Raw genomic sequence first — 19,608 nt, forward strand, 5'->3', positions numbered from 1 at the left:
TGCACGAAGGGGGCGGATGCGCATGGCGCATCCGCCCCCTTCGTGCCTTCGCTCAGACTAGTGGCGATCGCGCAGATAGCGATCGTAGGCCTTGAACATCTCCTCGACCTCGAACGGGAAGCCGCTCGAGTCGCCACCGGCGCGCCGCTCGACGCGGAGCACCTGCTTCATCGTCTGGCCATCGACGGTCATCGACACGAGATAGTCGCCCTCCTTGGCGATCGGTACCGCGCCACCGAAGCCGCCGCCACCACCGCCGCCCTGCGTGACACCGATAGCGCGCATGATGTCGAACAGCTGGCTCTGGTCGAGGCCCATCGCCTGCTGGCCTCCCGGCGGCGGCGCCGCACCGCGACCGCTCTGACCACCGGCCGGCGCGCCCTGCTCGCCGGGACGGTCGACCCAGCGCTGCGGGCCGGCGCCGCCGAAGCCACCACCGCCGCCGCCACCACCGCCGCCGAAGCCGAACGCGCGGGCCATCGCCTGCATGCCCTGGGCGCCCTGCTCCATGTTGCGACGGATCATGTCGAGTGCCGGCTTCGGCACCGTGCCGGCCTTCTCGATGGAGTCGAACGCGGCGACCATCCGACGTGCCTGCAGGATCGAGTCGCGCAGCGCAGCGCCACGCAGCGCGGCGCGCGGCGCGGGACGCCCGTTGTACGTCCAGGTCACGCGGTGCAGGCCCGCGCCGCCGGGGCCGGTGAGCGTCTGCAGCGTGTCACCCTTCGCGTCCTGCACGACGATGCGCGTCGGGCCGCCCGGCTTGGTGAGCCGGTACCAGATGTCCGCGCCATACTGCGGGCTGGGCGCCTGGAAGAGGAGGTGCCCGGTGGACTCGCCGTTGTACGGCTTCTCGCCCCACTGGAAGCCGGTGCGCGGCGCGAAGAGGTGGGCCGGCGCGGCCGCGACCGTCGCCGTCATCTGCTGCAGCGGCGCGATGTCGACGATCCAGAAAGCCCGGCCGTGCGTCGCGGCGATGAGTTCCGACTCGCGCGGATGGATCGCGAGGTCGTGCACCGGGACGTTCGGCAGGCCGGTCATGAACTTCGTCCAGGTCGCGCCCTTGTCGAGCGAGACATAGGCGCCGACGTCGGTGCCAGCGAAGAGCAGGTTCGGGTTCTTCAGGTCCTCGCGCACGACGTGCACGAAGTCGGCGCCGCCCTTGGGGAGGCCGCCGGCGATGGACTTGAAGGTGCGCCCGCCGTCCAGGGTCACGAACGCGTACGGCGTGAAGTCGCCGCGGCGATGGTTGTCGTACGTGACGTAGAACGTGTTGGCGTCATGGTGCGACGGCTCGATGCGCGAGACGTAGGTGCCTGCCGGGACGTCCTTCACGTTGGTCGTGAGCTCCGTCCAGGCACCGCCATCGTTCTCGGTCTTCCAGAGGCGCCCGTCATCGGTGCCTGCATAGAGGTAGCCCGGCTTGATCGACGACTCGTTGAGCGAGACGATCGTGCCGAAGGTCTCGGCGCCGGTCGCGTCGATCGTGATGCCTCCAGTGGTGCGCGTCGACACACGGAGCTTCATCGTGTCGGCGTAGGAGAGCTCCGGCGAGATGGGATACATCTCGTCGCCGCGCTTCGTGCTCTTCATGACCCGATTGGACCCGAAGTAGAGCGTGCTGCTGTTGTGCGCCGAGATGAAGAACGGCGTGTTCCAGTTCCAGCGGAGCTGGAGGGCGGCCGAGTCGGACTTCTGCCGCGCACGGAGCTCGCCGATGAGGCGGGTCTGCGCCGGCGTCGCCGGCTTGGTGGTGTCGCCGCGCACGTTCATGATGCTGTCCTCCCACGCCATGTACTGCGCGCGGTAGTTCGGCTTCTGGAGGTTCGTGCGCTGGCCGGTCGACACCTGATAGCGGCCGATGTTGCCGCCCTGCGATTCCCCGTAGATGATGTCGGGGTTCGTGGGGTCCTGCGCGGTGACGAAGCCGTCGCCGCCGTTGTACGTGAACCACATCGAGTTGGTGATCGGACCCTGGCGCCGGCGGCTGGGGCCGCACCACGAGCCGTTGTCCTGGAGGCCGCCGCACACATTGTACGGGACCGCCATGTCGAACGAGACGTTGTACGGCTGCCCGATGGCGAAGGCGTTCGGGAAGATGTAGCTGCCGCCGTTGTCATTGGAGATGCCGATGCCGCCGTCGTTGCCGACGATGTGCCGCTGCGGGTCCTTCGGATCGATCCACATCGCGTGGTGGTCGACGTGCAGGCCGACGGTCGCGTTACGCGCGTTCTTGCCGCCCTCATCCGAGACCTTCACCGGCGTGGACGAGAACCACACGCGGTCGGGGTTGGTCGGGTGGACGCGGACCTGCGAGTAGTAGAACGGACGCACGTTGTCGGTCGCGGTGCGCTCCCAGGTGCGGCCGCCGTCGGCCGAGCGGTAGAGCCCGCTCAGGAGTTGCTGCGCGCGAGAACCGGGGGCCGGCTTCGGATTCGGGTTGGAATCGGCCTCAACCAAGACGTACACGACGTCGCCGTTCGACGGCGCGACCGCGATCTCCATGCGGCCCTTCATCGTGGCCGGGAAGCCACCGCCCTTCACCTCGGTCCAGGTCTCACCGCCATCGGTCGACTTCCACAGTGCGGAGCCTGCGCCGCCGGACTTGAGGAAGTAGGGACCGCGGAGCCGCTGGTAGCTCGTCGCCCAGAGCACGTCCGGGTTGCGCGGATCGAGATCGACGTCGACGAAGCCGGTCGTGTCATTGATGAACTTCTTGAGCTGCCAGGTCGCGCCACCGTCGGTGGTCTTGTAGAGACCACGCTCCTTGCTCGGGCGCCAGGCGGCGCCGAGGGCGGCGACCCACGCGACGTTCGGATTCGTGGGGTGCACCTGGATCCGGCCCACGTGCTCGGTCTCCTTGAGGCCGACGAACTTCCAGGTCAGGCCGCCGTCGGTCGACTTGAAGACGCCGCCGCCCGGGGAGATCGAGTTGCGCGAGTTGGGCTCGCCGGTGCCGAGGTACACGATGTTCGTGTCGCTCGGCGCGATCGCGAGGTCGCCGAGCGAGGCGACGCCGTAGTTGTCGAAGACCGGACGGAAGGTGGTACCGTTGTTGGTCGTCTTCCACACACCGCCCGCGGCCGCGGCCACGAAGAAGGTGCGGGACGGCCACGGGATGCCTTCGACGTCGGCGATGCGCCCCTGCATGTTCGCAGGGCCGATGTTGCGCCATCGCAGGCCGTCGATGACGGCCTGGTCGACGGTCTGCGCGTGCGCGGGACCTGCGGCAAGGGCCGCGGCGCCGACGCAGGCCGACAGGAGTCGGTGCAGTCGCATGAGGGTGGGGCTCGGGCTGGGGTTAGTGAAGGGTGCTGCCAACCCAATTCTACGGTGGCCGCCGCGTCCGCGTTGGGGGTGGTGGGGCGATCCTGATGTGGGCAGATTCCTCACGCGATCCCCCCGGGTCCCCAGCAGGCCAGAGGCACGAGATGATCCCCGGTGCTCCGAACTCCCGGCGAGCGATGACGCGCGTCGCCCTCGCCCTCGCGCTTGGCGCCGTCGCTTGCGGTCCGGAGCGTCTCGAGCGCACCGAGTCCGACCTGCGCACGGCGATCGCCGCGGCGGTCGGGCGCGGCGACACGGCGACGATCCGGCTCTTCACCGAGGTTCCCTTCGCGTTCGACGCGGTGTTCATCGCCGGGCCGCGGACCCCAGCCGATTCGCTCGCCCGCGTGATGGGAAGCGCGTGGGAGCCGAGGTTCTCGCGCGGCCTCGAGACGGACGACCGCTTCCACCTGCTCGTCTTCGTCGTGCGCAATCAACTCGTCCCGGCGACGCTGCCGCGCAGCGTCGCCGAGATCGCACCCGAGCTCACGGGGCGCCTGTACGCCCCCGAGACGGCGGTGTTCCGCGTGCGGCAGGCGCCGGGCGCGGCGGTACCGTCGCTCCTCCCTCGCTAGCCGGCAGGAGGGCGCGCGGGATCCCGAGCTCCTCGGGTGGCGGGATCCGCTGCTCGCGGGTGAAGCGGCGGCGGGCGCGATCCATGGCACTCGTGCGCTGGACCCAGGTGAGGATCTCGGCGTCATAGCGCGCCAGGTTGTTCTGCAGCCAGTAGGGGCGGTTCTCCGCGCGCCAGGCGCGCTCGAACAGCTCGCGCGTGAGGACGTAGCCGTCCCGCATGTCCTGCAGACGGCCGTTGATCCCCGAGAGCTCGGCGAGGTCGAGCCAGGTGGCGGTCCCGGCGCGCGCGGCCGAGTCGGCGCGCGCGTAGGCCATCGCGATCTCGTCGGCGAACTGGAACTTGGCGGCGAGCCAGTCGATGCGACGTGCGCCGAGCTCCATGGCATCGAGCGCCGTCACCTCGCGCAGGTGTCGCTGTTGCCGCGCCTGCGCGATGAGCACCAGCGCCGACTCGGCGTGCACGCGCACGCGCGAGAGCACGGGCCGGAGCCGGATGAGGTCGAAGACCCCCTCGTCGCTGTACGGGTCGACGAAGAACAGATAGCTCGAGGCGTCGCCAGCCCTGGACTCCTGGAGCGCCGCCTGCGCCGCATCGAGGTGCCGATGCGCCGCGTCGATGCGGCCGGTGGTGTCGCCGTGGAACTGCAGGCCGTACGACGCGCGGAATCTCGCGAGGTCGGACTCACCGGCCTGCCACGCCGCCGCGGCGCCGAACACGATCCCGAGCCAGACTTGCTCGAAGATCGCATCGCCGTTGTCGTCCCACTGCGTGTTGAGCATGCCGGTCGCGCCGCCGGCTTGCCCTTCGCGCGCGAAGCCCTGGATGTTCGCGAGCGCGATGTTGTTGTTCGGCCAGACGCGGTTCCAGTTCGTCACGCCGGGCGCGATCCAGGTCTCCATCCCGGCGTCGCGGAAGGGCTTCAGGAACCGGTCGAAGTTCCGCGACGCCGCATACTCCCAGCCGACGGCGATCATGTCCTTGGGCAGCAACGGCACCAACTGCGGCTGCCGCATCGCGATGTCGCCCCAGAAGAGGAAGCGCTTTCCGGGGCGACGGAGCGTGCCCTCGATGTCGCGGAGGTACTCGAGGTAGACTTGCCCCATCCCGGCCGAATCGACCCGCGCCCGCGTCTGGCCCTTCCCGAGCTCGAACGTCTCGTCTGCGCCGAGATGCACGAACGGCGACGGGAACATCGAGTCGATCTCGGCGAACACCGTCTTCGTGAACTCGAGGGACCCCGGCTGGCCGGGCGCGAGGACGTGCCCGTGCGATGTCTCGGCGAGGGGCGCGTATAGTTCCAGCTTGAGCATGTGGTGCAGGTGCCCGAACGTCTGCTGCTGCGGGACGACGGTGATGTGGTAGCGCTGCGCGAATTCGACGAGGGCCTGCACGTCGGCGCGCGACATCGACCCGCCCGGCGGCGCGATCACCGGATTCGAGGCGAACTGGAGCGTGTGCTCGAAGTAGGGCGAATAGACGTTGATCTTGTAGGCGGCGAAGAGGCGGATCTGCCGCTTCTGGTACTCGAGCGTCGGGACCGGGCCGCGCGAGAGGTCGTCCTGCACGCCGCGCCAGCGCATCGCCGGCCAGTCACGGATGAGCGCCGGGGTGAGCATCGCCTGCTCGCCCGCACCGGTGAAGAGCTGCTTGAGGGTCTGAAGCGCATAGAACACGCCCGCATCGCTCGCGGCGACGATCGAGGCACCACGGTCGCTCGCCGCGAGGACGTACCCTTCGTCGCGCATCGCGTCGTCGAACACGAGCTGCGCGGTGCGCAGGACATCGGCGGCGGCGTCGGAGCCCACGCGGTGGACGGCGATGGTCCAGCCGCGCTCGACCGGCGTGACCTCCGCCCGGTACCCGCGTTCGCGCATCGCGTCCGCGAACTCGCGCGCGGCGGCGCGATCGTCGGTCTCTGCGAGTGGTGCGAAGGTGATGGGACCGCGAAAGCGGACCGACGCCGAGGGAGTGGAGATCTCGCGCGGCGCGGGGATGAGGCGTGCGTCCTGGGCCGACGCGACCGAGGCGGCGAGGAGCGTGGCGAGCGCGAACGCGCGGTGCACGGGGTGGAGCGGCATGCGGGCAATGTCGCCCTGCTGTCGCGCGCGGACAAGCGTGCCGGCCGACCTTAGATTGCCGTATGACGACGACCGACCTCGCCGCACTGCTCGCCGCCCTCGAGGAGGATACCGCCTTCGAGGGCGGTTCATCGTTCCTGCGGCTCGCCGCCGACCAGTTCGCACGGACACGGGCGGGAGACGGACCCGTGTCGACCTCGCGCAGCGCCGCCGATCTCGCGTCCCGGTTCGACGAACCGCTCCCGATGGGTCTGCGCCCGCTCGACGAGGTCGCCGCCCGACTCGAGCGCGACGTCCTCTCCGACGTGAACCGGCTGACGCATCCGATGTATCTCGGCCATCAGGTCTCGGCGCCGCTCGCCGTCGCCGTCTGGAGCGATGTCGTGATCTCGGCAGTGAACAACTCGCACGCCGTGCGAGAGATGTCCCCCGCGACGACGCCGGTGGAGCGACGGGTGATCGCCTGGATGAGCGAACTCGCCGGCTTCGGCCCCGGCTCGGGCGGGACGCTCACCTCGGGCGGGACCGAGGCGACGCTCACCGCGCTGCTCGCGGCCCGCGCGGCCTACCAGCCGGAAGCCTGGAGCACCGGTCTCGTCGGCACGCCGCCCGTGCTCGTGCATGGCGAGCATACGCACTATGCCGTCTCGCGCGCGGCCGGCGTGCTCGGGATCGGTGCGTCCAACTGCGTCTCGGTCGCGTCGCGCGACCATCGCATGGACCCCGACGCGCTCGGGCGCACGCTCGGCGAGCTTCGCGCTGCGGGTCGTCCCGTGCTCGCCGTGGTGGCCACGGCCGGTTGCACCGCGACCGGGGCGTTCGACGATCTCGAGCGGATAGCCGGCGTGTGCGAGTCGTTCGCGGTGTGGCTGCATGTGGATGGCGCGCATGGCGCGTCCGCATTGCTCTCGGCGCGCCATAGGCATCGCGTGCGCGGGATCGCGCGGGCGCGCAGCCTGGCCTGGGACCCCCACAAGATGATGCTGCTCCCGCTCGCCGCGGGGACGGTGCTCCTGCGCGAATCGCGCGACCTCGCACGGGCGTACGCGCAGCAGGCGCCGTACCTGTTCCATGAGCGCACCGACGCGGTGGGGGTGGACCTGGGGCCGCTGAGCTTCCAGTGCTCGCGTCGGGCGGATGCGCTGAAGGTCTGGACGACGCTCCAGCGGTTCGGTGCCGACGGCATCGGGATGCTCTACGACCATCTCTGCGAACTCACGACCACGCTGCAAGGTCTCATCGACGCGCATGATCGGTTCGAGCCGCTGCACGTGCCCGAGGCGAACATCCTCTGCTTCCGATATCGGGCGGATGACGCGTTCAACGGCGAGCTCCGCGAGCGTTACAACCGCTCGGGTCGCGGCTGGATCACCGCGACGACGCTCGGCGGGCGGCGTGTGCTGCGCGTGACGATCATGAACCCACGGACGACCGCCACGCACCTCGCCGACCTATTGAAGGGGCTCGAGGCCGAGGCGACCTCGATGCGCGGTGAGGCTGGACGGGAGTAGGAAGGGGGTATACTTTAGTACTGAGATGACAACGGAAACCGAACTTCAGGCGCCTGCGCACGTTCTCGCGGGACCGGATGCGCCCGCCGCACCGCCGCAGGACGTGCCGACCGCGACCGCGCTGAAGCTCTGGGTGGTCCTCTCGCGCGCGAATGAGGCGATCGAGGCGCATGCGCGCGCCGATATCGAACGCCACGGCTTGACGCCCGCCGAGTTCGGCGTGCTGGAGGCGCTGCATCACAAGGGCCCGCTGCTCCTCGGCGACGTGCAGCGCCGGACGCTCATCTCGAGCGGTGGGACCACCTTCCTCATCGACCGACTCGAGAAGAAGGGTCTGGTCGAGCGGCGCCTTTGCGCGTCGGACCGGCGGGCGCGATATGCCGCGCTAACGGCGCAGGGGCGCGGGTTGATGACGGAGGTCTTCCCGGCGCACGCGGAGGTGATCCGTCGGGCGATGGCGGGGCTCGGGCTCGCGGATCAGCGAGCGATCACGGACCTGTTGCGGGTGCTCGGCCAAGAGGCTGCGTCGTTGTCGCTGCCTGGCTGAGCGGGGCTGGAACATCTGGCAGGGAAGGGGGGGCTTGACGGCCCCATTTTCGCTACTTATTATCTCAGTTATAAGATATGTACCAGTCTAAATCACCGAAATAAGATTACTAGGCAGCCGTAGGAACCGTTCCATCGATCTCCCAAGCGCCCCAATGCAAGGGCGCGCCAGCACCCAACCTCCAGAGGGTCTCTCCCATGAAGTGGAACATCGATACCACCCACGCGAACGTCGATTTCTCGGTCAAGCACATGGCGATCTCCACCGTGCGCGGCGCCTTCAACGTCTTCAACGGCACCGGCGAGACGGACGCCGCTGGCGTGCCAACCGCGATCCAGATGGAGATCGACGCGACGAGCATCACGACGAACAACGAGCAGCGCGACGGGCACCTGAAGTCGCCGGATTTCTTCGATGTGGCGAACCACCCCAAGCTCACGTTCGCGTCGACGAAGATCACGGGTACGCGCGATGAACTCACGATCGTCGGCGACCTGACGATCCGCGGCGTGACCAAGTCGGTGACGCTCAAGGGCGAGATGTCGCAGGAAGTGAAGGATCCCTGGGGCAACCAGCGCACGTCGATCGTCGCGAACGGCAAGATCTCGCGCGAGCAGTTCGGGCTGGTGTGGAACATGGCGCTCGAGTTCGGCGGCGTGATGGTCTCCGACGAGGTGAAGCTGCACATCGAGGCCGAGGCGGTGGCGGTGGCCCCGGTGGCGGCGTAAACGACGAAGGCTCGAGGGTGGAGGCGGAAGGGTGATGCGGGGGGTGGCGCGGTGGCCGCTCCCCGCATCAGCCATCGCGGGGTTCGGTCCCTCAGCTGCGCTGTTCCCTCGCACGGCTTCCCGCGGTATCCTTGCCGAGTCCTCATACCCGGTGCTCCCGATGCGCGTGCGCGTGGTCGCAGGTCTTCTTTGAGCTTCTCGGCGGATCTCCTCAAGGACCGCGTCATCCTCATCACCGGCGGCGGGACCGGGCTCGGTCGCGCGATGGGGGAGCGGTTCCTGCAACTCGGCGCGAAGGTCGTGATCGCCTCGCGCCGCGAGGCGGTGCTCCGCGCCGCGGCCGACGAGATGATGGCGGCGCACGGGGGCACGGTCCTCCCGCTCGCCTGCGACGTGCGGGATCCCGACGCCGTGGACGCGATGATCGGTGCGGCGTGGGAACACTTCGGCGGCGTGGACGGGCTCGTCAACAATGCGGCGGGCAACATCGCCTCGCCCACGGAGCGGCTCTCGCATCGCGCCGTGGACTCGGTGCTCGGCATCGTGCTCCACGGGTCGTTCTACTGCACGCTCGCGCTCGGCAAGCGCTGGCTCGCGGCCGCGCGCCCCGGACGGGTCCTCTCGATCGTGACGACCTACGCCGAGGGCGGGTCGGCGTACGTCGTGCCGTCGGCGGCGGCGAAGGCGGGCGTGCTCGCCATGACCCGCTCGCTCGCGGTGGAATGGGGTCCGCGCGGGATCACGTGCAACGCGATCGCGCCGGGGCCCTTCCCGACGAAGGGTGCGTGGGACCGCCTGCTCCCCGATCCCGGGATGCTCGACGCGGCGATCGACCGGATCCCGATGCGGCGGCCTGGCGAACTGATCGAGCTGGCGGACCTCGCGGCCTTCCTGATGTCGGATCTCTCGCACTACATCAACGGCGACTGCATCACGATCGACGGTGGCGAGAAGCTCAAGGGTGGCGGCCAGTTCTCATGGATGTCGCAGCTCACGCCCGCGCAGTGGGGCGCGCTCGAGGCATCGGCGCGCGGGGCGACCAAGAAGGACCGCACGGGCGACGGCTGAGTCCGCGCGACCCGCACCGAGGTGACCGCATGACCGCACTCCCGCTGGCGGAGATCCGCTCGTTCCTCGAGACGCACGCGCACCCGATGGAGCGCGCGTTCCTCTCGCGCCCCTTCGCCGAGCTGCTCCCGGAGCTCGGCGCGCTTCGCGCGGAGGTGAAGCGGCGCGGACTCTGGGCTCCCCACCTCCCGCCCGCGTTCGGCGGGCTCGGGCTGCCGCTGCCGGCGTTCGGCGAGGTGAGTGCGGTGCTCGGCGAGAGCCCGATCGGACACTATCTGTTCGGCTGCAACGCCCCTGACATCGGGAACGAGGAACTGCTGCTCGCGCACGGCAGCGACGAGCAGCGGGAGCGCTGGCTCGCGCCACTGGCGCGCGGCGAGATCCGAAGCTGCTTCGCGATGACCGAACCGGAGTTCGCGGGCTCGAACCCGGTCCATATGGGGACGACGGCCGTGCGGGACGGCGAGTCGTACGTGATCAGCGGGCACAAGTGGTTCACGTCGTCGGCGGATGGCGCCGCGTTCACGATCGTGATGGCCGTGACCGCGCCCGACGCGCCGGCCCACCAGCGCGCGAGCCAGATCATCGTGCCGATGGACGCGCCCGGACTGGAGTTCGTGCGCAACATCCCGGTGATGGGCGAGGGCGGGAGCGACTACGCGAGTCACGCCGAACTGCGATTCGTCGACGTGCGCGTGCCGGTCTCGAACCGGATCGGCGCGGAGGGGCAGGGGTTCGCGCTCGCGCAGGAGCGCTTGGGGCCCGGGCGCATCCACCATTGCATGCGCTGGCTCGGGATCTCGGAGCGCGCGTTCCGCCTGATGGTGCAACGGGCTGCGACGCGCGAGCTGTCGCCCGGGGAGCCGCTCGGCCAGCAGCAGGTGGTGCAGCATTGGATCGCCGAGTGCCGCGCGGAGATGGACGCGGCGCGACTGCTGGTACTCGATGTGGCGCACCGGATCGAGCGGGAGGGGGCGCATGCGGCGCGGGACGGCATCTCGCTCATCAAGTTCCACGTCGCCGGTGTGCTGCAGCGCGTGCTCGACCGCGCGATCCAGGTGCATGGCGCGCTCGGGATGACCGACGACACGCCGTTGGCGTACTGGTTCCGCCACGAGCGCGGCGCGCGCATCTATGACGGGCCGGACGAGGTGCACAAGTCGGCGGTCGCGCGGCGGATCCTCGAGGCAGCGGGCATGCCGCGCGGCACACGGCGGCGCGGATAGCGTCAGCGGGCGCCGCGGCGCCCGTGTCGACTCAGCGCAGGTAGTTGACGAGCCCCACGACGCCGACGACGGCGCCGGCGAGGGAGACGATCCGCCCCGCCTCGCCGTCGTGCGAGAGTCCGATCAGCAACGCGGTGCCCCCGATCACGAGCATCGCCGCATCGATCGGTGTGGCCACGTGCTGCTTCGCGGCATCGGGTCGGAGGCCGGGCGCACGCGGTGCGATCGCGCGGGACACGCCGACGCGCGTTGCCCGAGGTCCATGTTCGCGAGACTGCGCGTGCATGCCGGTGGGGATGCCGACCGCGGCGATCGCGGCGAGCACGATCATCGCGTGAGGGATCGACCCGAGGCGGCTCCGCCGACGGTCAGGCGCTGAGCGCATGACGATCACCACCGCGTCTTGGCCGAGCGGTCCCCGGCCCCGGTGACGAGGAGCACTGTTCCGACGAGGATCGCGACGGTCGCGATCCAGGGGCTGATGGGGCGCCGCACCTCGGTGGTGACACGCAGGTCCCCGATGCGTAGCGCTTCGCGCGTCCCCGGGAAGGAACCGCCGAGTGCGAGCGTGGCGACGCCGACGATGACGAGGATAAGTCCTGCAGTCCTGCTGGGACGCATGGAGCCTCCGGGGTCGCGCGCTACCGCGCGACGATTCAGGTCACTTCTTCGCCGGCTTCCGATCGCCGAAGATCGAGTTCGACAGCCTCGGGTCGGTCGGGGTCACCAGTTCATCGGTGGCGGGGTGGTCGACCTTCGCCGGCCTCGGGACGGTCGGTGTCGCGGTCTCGGACGGGACCGGGACCGGAACGACGAGCTTCGGGACTTGCATGGGGGTCTCCGTGTTGGCCGTGTGCGCGGGACATCCGCGTCACACTCTCACGGTAGTTCCGGCGCTTGCTCGGGCGACATCGCCCGAAGGAGGTAGGTCGGCACTAGCTCCCCGTCGCCCTGCGACTGGCAGAGGCCGGGAGCCACGGCCATCATTCACGCTCAACTCCACCCGTGAGCGACGCTGACCGATGCGTGAGACGAGACCTGTGCGCGACGGCGAGGAACTCCCGCTCGACGCCCTGAACGTCTGGCTCGCAGCCGAGCTCCCGCAGTTGGGGCGCGTGAACGAGGTGTCGCAGTTCCCGGGCGGATTCTCCAACCTGACCTACCTGCTCGGCTGCACGCATGGCGAGGCGGTGCTGCGGCGTCCGCCGCGCGGCGTGTCGTCGGGGAAAGCGCACGACATGCCGCGCGAGGCGCGGATCCTGTCCGTGCTAGAGCTCCGCGGGGTCCCCGCGCCGCGGGCGTTCGCGACCTGCGAGGATGCGAGGGTCATCGGAGTGCCGTTCTACGTGATGGAGCGCGTACGCGGGTTGATCCTGCGCGGGGCGACGGCCCCCTCGGTGTTCACGCCGGAGCGGTTCCGGGCGCTCTCGGAGCGCTTCGTGGAGACGCTCGTCGCGATCCATGGGGCCACGCCGAGCGATCCGGTGATCGGCGGGCTCGGACGGCCGATGGGGTACGTGCAGCGACAGGTGGAGGGATGGACGGAGCGGTGGGAGCGGTCGCGCACCGACGACGTGCCGGCGATGACGCAGCTCGCGGCCTGGCTCGCCGAGCGGCAGCCGAGCGAGTCGGGCGCCTGCCTGGTGCACAACGACTACAAGTACGACAACCTCGTGCTCGATGCCACGCAGCCGGAGCGGATCGTCGCGGTGCTCGACTGGGAGATGGCGGCGCTCGGTGACCCGCTGCTCGACGTAGGGACGTCCCTCGCCTACTGGGTGGAGGCAGGGGACGATCCCGCGTTCAAGACCCTCGGGCTCGGCGTGACGGCGCTGCCGGGGAACTTCACCCGCGCGGAGCTGTGGGCGCGTTATCTCGAGCGATCGGGGCGGTCCATGCGCTCGTCCGCCTGGTACCACGCGTTCGGGCTCTTCAAGGTGGCGGTGATCGCGCAGCAGATCTTCGCGCGGTACCGGCAGGGGCACACGACGGACGAGAGGTTCGCGCGCCTCGGTGACGCGGTGCGGCTGCTGGCAGAGATGGGCGTCAGGGTCGCCGCGGGCTAGGCGAAGCGTCCGCGCCTAGTCGAAGCGCCGACGGCGTCGTGCGGTCCGCGGCGTGGCGGTCGGGGCCCCGGTGGTGAGCCGATGCACGAGTCGTTCGAGCGCCGGGACCGCGCGTTCGAGCGCGGCGCGATCCGCGTCGGAGACCCCGTCGAGCGCGGCCGAGAGCGCCTCGAGCCGGCGTGCGCGCCCCGCGAGCAGCAGTCGCCGCGCCGCGACAGTCGCCTCGAGGCGTGTCGCGCGCGCGTCAGCGGGATCGGGGCGACGCCGGATCCATCGGCCGCGTTCGAGCTCGGTCACGAGGCGCGACATGGTGGGGGCGCTGACGCCCTCGGCGGCGGCGAGCGCGCCAAGGCTGGTCGGGCCGCCGAAGACGAGGACGGCGAGCGCCGAGAGTCGCGCGGGGGAGAGCCCGCTGGCGTCGTCCTCGCGGCGCAGGAGTCGGATCAGGTGCAGCGCGCCGCGGTGCAGGGGCTCAGCGGCGGGGTGCACCCCTGCCGCCGTGCGTGTGCCGCGCGTCATGCGAGGCGTGCGCGCCGGCATCGAGTCGATCGTCGGGGCGCTGCTCGTGGCGGGCCTTGCGCGGCGTGACGGCATGTCCGATAATATTTAGCAATGCTAACTAACGGGCAAGCCCGGGCGGCGTCAGGCGCGCGGCCGCGGCCCGATCAGCGGAGGCACCGATGGACGGGATCCGGTTGGGGAAGCTGCAACAGGTCGCGCTGGTCCAGCACAACGTCGCGACGGCGGTCCCGTTCTACCGGGACGGACTCGGACTGCCGTTGCAGTTCGAGATGCACGGACTCGCCTTCTTCGACGCGGGCGGCGTGCGGCTGATGCTCTCGCCGCCGAGCGCGCCGGAGTTCGACCACCGGAACTCCATTCTCTACTTCGACGTGCCCGATTGCGCGCGGGCGTACGCCGACCTGCGCGCGCGCGGCGTGCCGTTCGACGACGAGCCGCATCTCGTGGGGAAGACGGCGACGCACGAGATCTGGATGTGCTTCTGCCGTGATCCCGAGCGGAACCTCATTGGGATCGCGGAGCAGCGGCTTATCGGACGAGCTGGATCCGATGATTGATCGGTGACAGCCACTCCACCCCGCGCGCCGTCACCACGGCATCGTCCTCGAGCGGGATCCGCAGCTTCTTGCCGCCCCACTCGGGGATCGGCGTGTAGGCGAAGAGCTCGATCGAGAAGAGGTTCGAGGGGCGGATCTCGAACCGGAGCCGCCCCGGGTTGAAGAACGCCATCGACGGCCCGATGCCGTGGCCCCAGTCGCCCACCGAGTGGCAGCCGATGATGAACTCGGTCGAGGCGTCGGCGCGCACCTGGTTGAAGCCCCGCATCGCGGAGAAGCCGGCCGCGACGATCGCCGCGTTCACGTCGTCCATCATCGCCTGCGCGGTCTTGCCCGCCCTCGCGGTCCGGCGGATCACCTCGCGCACGCGCACGGCCTGGTCGAACGCGCGCTGATAGCTCGCGGGGAGCGCGACCTCGCCCGGCTTGAGCACGTACGCGATGCGCTTCTGGTCGGTCCACATGTTCAGGAAGCCGACCCCGAAGTCGATCATGATGATGTCGCCGCGCTGGATGATGCGGTCGTTCGAGGTCGCCTCGATCCCGTTGGGGCCGGTGACGTAGATGCTTGGCACCTCGAACGACGAGCCGAGTCCCCGCACGAGCTGCTGCTCCTGGATCCACCAGGCGACGTCGGCGAGCGTGGTCACGCCCGGCGTGATCACCTCGTTGCTGAGCGCGCGCTCGGCGATCTGCCGACCGATCTCGGTCGCGTCGCCGAACGCGACGAGCTCGCTCGCGACACGGCGTGAGCTGAAGTCGGAGACGAGCTTCTCGGCCGAGACGAGGCGTCCCGCGAGCGCGGGACCGAGCGCGGCGACGATCTGCGTGTGCAGGGTGTGGGAGAGTCCGTCGGCCATTCCCATCTCGGTGGAGAGATTGAGGCCGATGCGGCGCGGGTCCCGTTCGCGCACGAACGTGGCGAGGTCGAATCGTTCCGGCTCGGGATCGTATGCACCGCAGGCCTCGCGGTGATGGTCGGTCACGTCCACCGCGATGCGCTCGATGCGGTCCCCGCCACGGTCGGTGAAGATGAAGTAGCCGGTGGTGCCCACGTAGCCGCGGCCCAGCAGCTCCCACAACGGGTCGTGATGCCCCTCGCGCATCGCGACGATCCACATGTCGATGCCGTTCTCGCGCATCGCCTCGGGGAGGATGCGGTCGAACTTCTCGCGCCGGATCTCGCAGAGTCGCGCCCAGCGGTTGCGCGCCTCGAGGTGGGACTGGGCGCGGAGGGGGAGCGCGGTGGCGAGACAGCAGAGCGTGGAGAGGAGCAGTCGGCGCATGAGGAGGGGATGAGGGCGCCGTGAACATAGCCGCCGATCGCGCGGAGCGCCGCCATCCTCCTCCGGGAACGAGACAGCGGGAGTGAGCCATGGCTCACCCCCGCGTCGTCCTTCTCCACTCTGCCTTCCGCCTTCTAGCCCTCGTACAGATCCCGCGTCAGCAACAGCTGGATGTGCTCGGAGCTCTCGCTCTCGATCGCCTGCACCGCGAGCGGGAGCGTGCCGTCCGGACGGACCATGCCCTTCACCTCGTCGTAGAGCGCGGCGGTGAAGTCGAGGACGTCATCGCGATTGCCGACGATGCGCATCTGCGTCTGGTAGACGGTGCGGATGGGCGGGTTGGAGAGCGAGATGTGCAGGCGCGCCGAGGCGCGGGGCGTGCGGGCACGGATCTCCGTCTCGATGGCATCGAGGCGTTCGGCGCGGGACATCGCGGTCGCGCGTTCAGCGGTCGTGTACGGCTGGGCAATGGTGGCCACGGGACATCTCCGGTGAGGAGTACACGAGGAAGGTCGTCGCTTGCACCAAAAGGTGCAAGGAATTAATCCCCTGCGGGTAGGCCACCCCACCCGAACGGGTAGGGTGGCCAAGTGTCTGTGGCTACTGCGGATAGACCTCGAAGAGACCGGCCGCGCCCATCCCGCCGCCGATGCACATCGTGACCATTCCCAAGCCGCCCCCGCTCCGTCCCAACTCATGCAAGAGTTGCACCGTGAGCTTGGCGCCGCTCGCGCCAAGCGGGTGCCCCAGTGCGATCGCGCCGCCGTTCACGTTGGTGCGCGCCGGGTCCATGCCGAGGTCCTTCATCACAGCGAGGCCCTGCGCGGCGAAGGCCTCGTTCAACTCGATCATCTTCACGTCGGCGAGCGAGACGCCCGCCTTCGCGAGCGCCTTCGGCACGGCCTTCACCGGACCGATGCCCATCACGTCGGGATCGACGCCGGCGGTCGCGAAGGTCACGAAGCGGGCGAGTGGTGCGAGCCCGAGCGCATCGGCAGTGGCGCGCGACATCATGAGCACGGCGGCCGCTCCGTCACTGAGCGGTGACGCGTTGCCGGCCGTCACGGTGCCACCAGGCTTGAACGCCGGGGGCAGCTTGGCGAGTCCCTCGAGGGTCGTGCCCGCGCGCACCATCTCGTCGGTCGCGAACGTCGTGACCTCGCGATGCTTCGTCGCCCCGACGTACTTCACGCGCTCCACCTCGATGGGGACGATCTCGGCGGTGAACTTCCCCGCCGCCTGTGCGGCGGCCGCCTTCTGCTGCGAGCCGAGCGCGAACTCGTCCTGCATCTGCCGCGTGATGCCCCAGCGCTTGGCGACCCGCTCGGCGGTGAAGCCCATGCCGATGCTCGCCTCGGTCATCTCCGGGTGCAGCCGCGTGTGATAGCCGGACATCGGGACGGCGGACATCATCTCCATGCCGCCGGCGAGGATGACGTCGTTCATCCCGCTGAGGATGGCCTGCGCGCCGAGCGCGATGGTCTGCAGGCCGCTCGAGCAGAAGCGATTGACGGTCATCGCCGAGACGTCGACCGGGAAGCCGGCGCGGAGCGAGGCCATGCGCGCGACGTTGAGTCCCTGACCCGACTCGGGCATGGCGCAGCCCCAGATCACGTCGTCGATCTGCCCCGCGTCGAAGCGCGCGCGCTCGACGACGGCCTTCATGACGGTGGCGGAGAGGTCGATCGGGTGCACCGACGCGAGTCCGCCATCCTTCTTCCCTCGTGCCACGGCACTGCGCGCGGCACTGACGATCACGACTTCGTTGCGCATGGTCAGTTCCTCAGCGGCTTGCCGGTGGTCAGCATGTGCGTGATGCGCGCCTGCGTCTCCTTGGTGCCGAGGAGCCGCACGAACGCGTCGCGCTCGAGATCGATCAGGTCCTGCTCGGTCACCTCGCGCGCGGGGCCGTCGCCGCCGCAGAGGACGACCGCGATCTCGTGGCCGATCCGGACATCGTGGTCGGAGGCCTGGCCCGCTTCCTTGAACGACCAGAGCGCGTAGTCGAGATTGGCGACGCCGGCCTTGCCGAGGGCCGTCATCCGCTTCGGCAGCGGCGCGACGTAGTCGGGGGCGAGGTCGAGCACGCGCGCCTTCGCGTCGGCGAGGAGCGTGTCGCGGTTCATGGAGATGCGGTCGGCGTGCGGGCGCAGGAAGCCCATGGCGCGCGCCTCGTGTGCGGAGGTGCTGGTCTGCGCGAGGGCGATCATCTGGAAGGCGCGCTTGATCCCCTCGAACGGATCGGCCTCGGCGTACGCCTCGAGCGCCTTGGTGAAACGGAACGCGAGTTCCTTGGTGCCGCAGCCGCCGGGAATGAGTCCGACGCCCACCTCGACGAGTCCCATGTAGAGCTCGGCGTGCGCCTGGATGCGGTCGCAGTGGAGCGAGACCTCGGTGCCGCCGCCGAGGGTGAGCCCGAACGGCGCGGCGACGACGGGGAACGGTGCGAAGCGGAACGACATCACCGTGTCCTGGAAGCGCTTGACCATCGCCTCGACGGTCTTCCAGTCCCCGGCCTGCACGACCTGTCCGACGCCGGCGAGGTTGGCGCCGGCGGTGAAGGTGCGCGCGTCGTCGTTGCCGATGACGAGGCCGTGGTACGTCCCCTTGTCGACGATGTCGAGCGCGGTGGCGGCCATGGTCATGACGCCGTCGCCGAGGGTGTTCATCTTGCCGCAGAACTCGAGGCAGAGGACGCCGTCGCCGAGGTCGACGAGCCGCGCCTCGGGGTTCTCCTTGAGCACCTTGCCCTGCGCGCGCAGCAGCGCGAGTGAGAGCTGTCCGGGGATGGCGGGGACCGCGACGCGAGTGGCGGAGTCGAGCGCGGGGATCATCTCGCCCGCGGCCTCGACCGTGTAGAACGCGGCGCCGGCGTTCGCGAGGAGCGGCGGCACACTCTTGCCGCGCTTGGTCATCTCGGCGCGGAGCCACTCGAGGCCCATCGCGTCCATCGTGCGGAAGGGGCCCATCTCCCAGCCGTAGCCCCACTCGAGCGCGCGGTCGACCGCCGCGAGGTCATAGGCGAGCTGCGGCGCGAGGGAGCAGGCGTAGTGGCACTGCTCGACGATGAGGTCGCGCAGGAACTCGCCGTGCTTGTCGCCGATGTCCTTCGCCTTGGCGACGCGCGCGGCGGGCGGCGCCTTGGTGATCTTGTCGATCTCGGGCGTGGAGAAGCGCCCCATGTCCTTGTACTCGAGCGTCTTCCAGTCGAGCGCGAGGATCTCCTTGCCGTCCTTCTTGTAGAAGCCGGCCTTGGTCTTGTCGCCGAGGCGGCCGGACTTCACGAGCGCGTGGATGAACGGTTCGAGCGCGAGGTCCTCACCGGTCGTCTGCGAGAGCCCCGCCGTGACGTGCACGAGCACATCGAGGCCGGAGAGGTCGCCGGTGCGGAAGGTCGCGGTCTTGGCGCGCGCGATGAGCGCGCCGGTGAGCGTGTCGACCTCGGGGATGGTGAGGTCGTGCTTCACCATGAGGCGGCCGGCGACGACCATGCCGTGCACGCCGAGGCGGTTGGCGACGAAGCCGGGCACGTCCTTGGCGACGACGATGCCCTTGCCGAGGATGCGCTCCTGGAAGTGGCGCATGGTGCCCATCACCTCGTCCGCCGTCTCCGGCGTGGGGATGAGCTCGAGCAGGTGCATGTAGCGAGGCGGATTGAAGTAGTGCGTGCCGAGGAACTGCTGCCGGAAGCGTGCGGAGCGCCCCTGCAACAGGATCGCCATCGGGATCCCCGAGGTGTTCGAGGTCACGATGGCGTCGGGGGCGATGGTCTCGAGCCGGGCGAAGAGCGCCTGCTTGGGCTCGGGCTTCTCGATGATCGCTTCGCAGATCCAGGAGCAGTCGGCGAGGAGCTTGAGATGGTCGGCGGTGTTGCCGGTGGTGATCCGTGCGTGGGCCGCCGGGTCCATGAACGCGGCGGGCTTGGACTTCCGGACGCGGTCGAGCCCATCACGGGCGGGCTTCGAACGGTCGGGGGACTTGGGGTCGTCGCTGCCGGGGATGTCGAGCAGGACGACGGGGAGTCCGGCACTGGCGGCGAGGGCGGCGATGCCGGCCCCCATGGCGCCCGCGCCGATGACTCCGACCTTGGTGATCCGCATGCGTGCTCCGAGGTGG

Annotated in this window: 18 protein-coding genes; 8 read left to right on the forward strand and 10 right to left on the reverse strand. The window is 69.8% G+C overall.

Going from position 1 to position 19,608, the window contains the following annotated elements; all coding sequences use genetic code 11:
- Window positions 1-57: 57 nt before the first annotated feature.
- The gene (locus IPJ78_10540; GenBank protein MBK7906983.1) at window positions 58-3,279 is read right to left on the reverse strand and encodes a hypothetical protein; all 3,222 of its coding nucleotides are present in this window, start codon (window positions 3,277-3,279) and stop codon (window positions 58-60) included.
- Window positions 3,280-3,464: 185 nt separating this feature from the next.
- Here IPJ78_10540 and IPJ78_10545 point away from each other — a divergent pair, with 185 nt between their 5' ends.
- Window positions 3,465-3,902: a hypothetical protein gene (locus IPJ78_10545; protein ID MBK7906984.1), complete on the forward strand. Its 438-nt coding sequence runs from the start codon at window positions 3,465-3,467 to the stop codon at window positions 3,900-3,902.
- Here IPJ78_10545 and IPJ78_10550 read toward each other — a convergent pair.
- On the reverse strand, window positions 3,814-5,982 hold the full coding sequence (locus IPJ78_10550) for a family 20 glycosylhydrolase (protein ID MBK7906985.1): 2,169 nt from the start codon (window positions 5,980-5,982) through the stop codon (window positions 3,814-3,816). The two genes, IPJ78_10545 and IPJ78_10550, sit on opposite strands and share 89 nt — an antisense overlap.
- 62 nt (window positions 5,983-6,044) lie before the next feature.
- Between IPJ78_10550 and IPJ78_10555 the strand changes: the two genes are divergently transcribed.
- The 5 genes from IPJ78_10555 (at window position 6,045) to IPJ78_10575 (ending at window position 11,062) form a co-directional block, all read left to right on the forward strand.
- Window positions 6,045-7,493 carry a pyridoxal-dependent decarboxylase gene (locus IPJ78_10555; GenBank protein ID MBK7906986.1) on the forward strand — a complete coding sequence of 483 codons (1,449 nt, stop codon included), beginning with the start codon at window positions 6,045-6,047 and terminating at the stop codon, window positions 7,491-7,493.
- 25 nt (window positions 7,494-7,518) lie between these two features.
- Complete coding sequence (locus IPJ78_10560; protein ID MBK7906987.1) at window positions 7,519-8,040, forward strand: MarR family transcriptional regulator; 522 nt, start codon at window positions 7,519-7,521, stop codon at window positions 8,038-8,040.
- A gap of 197 nt (window positions 8,041-8,237) precedes the next feature.
- Window positions 8,238-8,768 carry a YceI family protein gene (locus tag IPJ78_10565; protein MBK7906988.1) on the forward strand — a complete coding sequence of 177 codons (531 nt, stop codon included), beginning with the start codon at window positions 8,238-8,240 and terminating at the stop codon, window positions 8,766-8,768.
- 264 nt (window positions 8,769-9,032) lie between these two features.
- Window positions 9,033-9,836, forward strand: a complete 804-nt coding sequence (locus IPJ78_10570; protein MBK7906989.1) for an SDR family oxidoreductase — start codon at window positions 9,033-9,035, stop codon at window positions 9,834-9,836.
- A gap of 29 nt (window positions 9,837-9,865) precedes the next feature.
- Window positions 9,866-11,062, forward strand: a complete 1,197-nt coding sequence (locus IPJ78_10575) for an acyl-CoA dehydrogenase family protein (GenBank protein MBK7906990.1) — start codon at window positions 9,866-9,868, stop codon at window positions 11,060-11,062.
- A 31-nt stretch (window positions 11,063-11,093) separates the two neighbouring features.
- On the opposite strand, the gene IPJ78_10580 is transcribed toward IPJ78_10575, so the two are convergent.
- Genes IPJ78_10580 through IPJ78_10590 form a run of 3 tightly spaced genes read right to left on the reverse strand, consistent with a single transcriptional unit; the run spans window position 11,094 to window position 11,894 of the window.
- On the reverse strand, window positions 11,094-11,393 hold the full coding sequence (locus IPJ78_10580) for a hypothetical protein (protein MBK7906991.1): 300 nt from the start codon (window positions 11,391-11,393) through the stop codon (window positions 11,094-11,096).
- Window positions 11,394-11,452: 59 nt separating this feature from the next.
- Window positions 11,453-11,683: a hypothetical protein gene (locus IPJ78_10585; GenBank protein ID MBK7906992.1), complete on the reverse strand. Its 231-nt coding sequence runs from the start codon at window positions 11,681-11,683 to the stop codon at window positions 11,453-11,455.
- A 40-nt stretch (window positions 11,684-11,723) separates the two neighbouring features.
- Entirely contained in the window at window positions 11,724-11,894 is a 171-nt protein-coding gene (locus tag IPJ78_10590; GenBank protein MBK7906993.1) for a hypothetical protein, read from the reverse strand.
- 190 nt (window positions 11,895-12,084) lie between these two features.
- Here IPJ78_10590 and IPJ78_10595 point away from each other — a divergent pair, with 190 nt between their 5' ends.
- Complete coding sequence (locus IPJ78_10595; protein MBK7906994.1) at window positions 12,085-13,128, forward strand: phosphotransferase family protein; 1,044 nt, start codon at window positions 12,085-12,087, stop codon at window positions 13,126-13,128.
- 15 nt (window positions 13,129-13,143) lie between these two features.
- Here IPJ78_10595 and IPJ78_10600 read toward each other — a convergent pair whose 3' ends face one another.
- Window positions 13,144-13,722 (reverse strand): MarR family transcriptional regulator, encoded by a 579-nt coding sequence (locus tag IPJ78_10600; GenBank protein ID MBK7906995.1) that lies wholly within the window; start codon window positions 13,720-13,722, stop codon window positions 13,144-13,146.
- 86 nt (window positions 13,723-13,808) lie between these two features.
- On the opposite strand from IPJ78_10600, the gene IPJ78_10605 reads away from it, so the two are divergent.
- A complete protein-coding gene (locus tag IPJ78_10605) occupies window positions 13,809-14,207 on the forward strand; it encodes a VOC family protein (protein ID MBK7906996.1) in 399 nt (132 codons plus the stop codon).
- Here the strand turns inward: IPJ78_10605 and IPJ78_10610 are convergent.
- The 4 genes from IPJ78_10610 to IPJ78_10625 all read right to left on the reverse strand — a co-directional run bounded on the left by IPJ78_10610 (window position 14,179) and on the right by IPJ78_10625 (window position 19,592).
- Complete coding sequence (locus IPJ78_10610) at window positions 14,179-15,492, reverse strand: aminopeptidase P family protein (GenBank protein ID MBK7906997.1); 1,314 nt, start codon at window positions 15,490-15,492, stop codon at window positions 14,179-14,181. The two genes, IPJ78_10605 and IPJ78_10610, sit on opposite strands and share 29 nt — an antisense overlap.
- Window positions 15,493-15,626: 134 nt before the next feature.
- A complete protein-coding gene (locus tag IPJ78_10615; GenBank protein MBK7906998.1) occupies window positions 15,627-15,971 on the reverse strand; it encodes a hypothetical protein in 345 nt (114 codons plus the stop codon).
- 121 nt (window positions 15,972-16,092) lie between these two features.
- Window positions 16,093-17,265 (reverse strand): thiolase family protein, encoded by a 1,173-nt coding sequence (locus IPJ78_10620; protein ID MBK7906999.1) that lies wholly within the window; start codon window positions 17,263-17,265, stop codon window positions 16,093-16,095.
- Between the two features lie 2 nt (window positions 17,266-17,267).
- Complete coding sequence (locus IPJ78_10625) at window positions 17,268-19,592, reverse strand: 3-hydroxyacyl-CoA dehydrogenase/enoyl-CoA hydratase family protein (protein MBK7907000.1); 2,325 nt, start codon at window positions 19,590-19,592, stop codon at window positions 17,268-17,270.
- Window positions 19,593-19,608: the final 16 nt, after the last annotated feature.

Source organism: Gemmatimonadota bacterium (assembly GCA_016714015.1).
GTDB lineage: Bacteria > Gemmatimonadota > Gemmatimonadetes > Gemmatimonadales > Gemmatimonadaceae > Pseudogemmatithrix.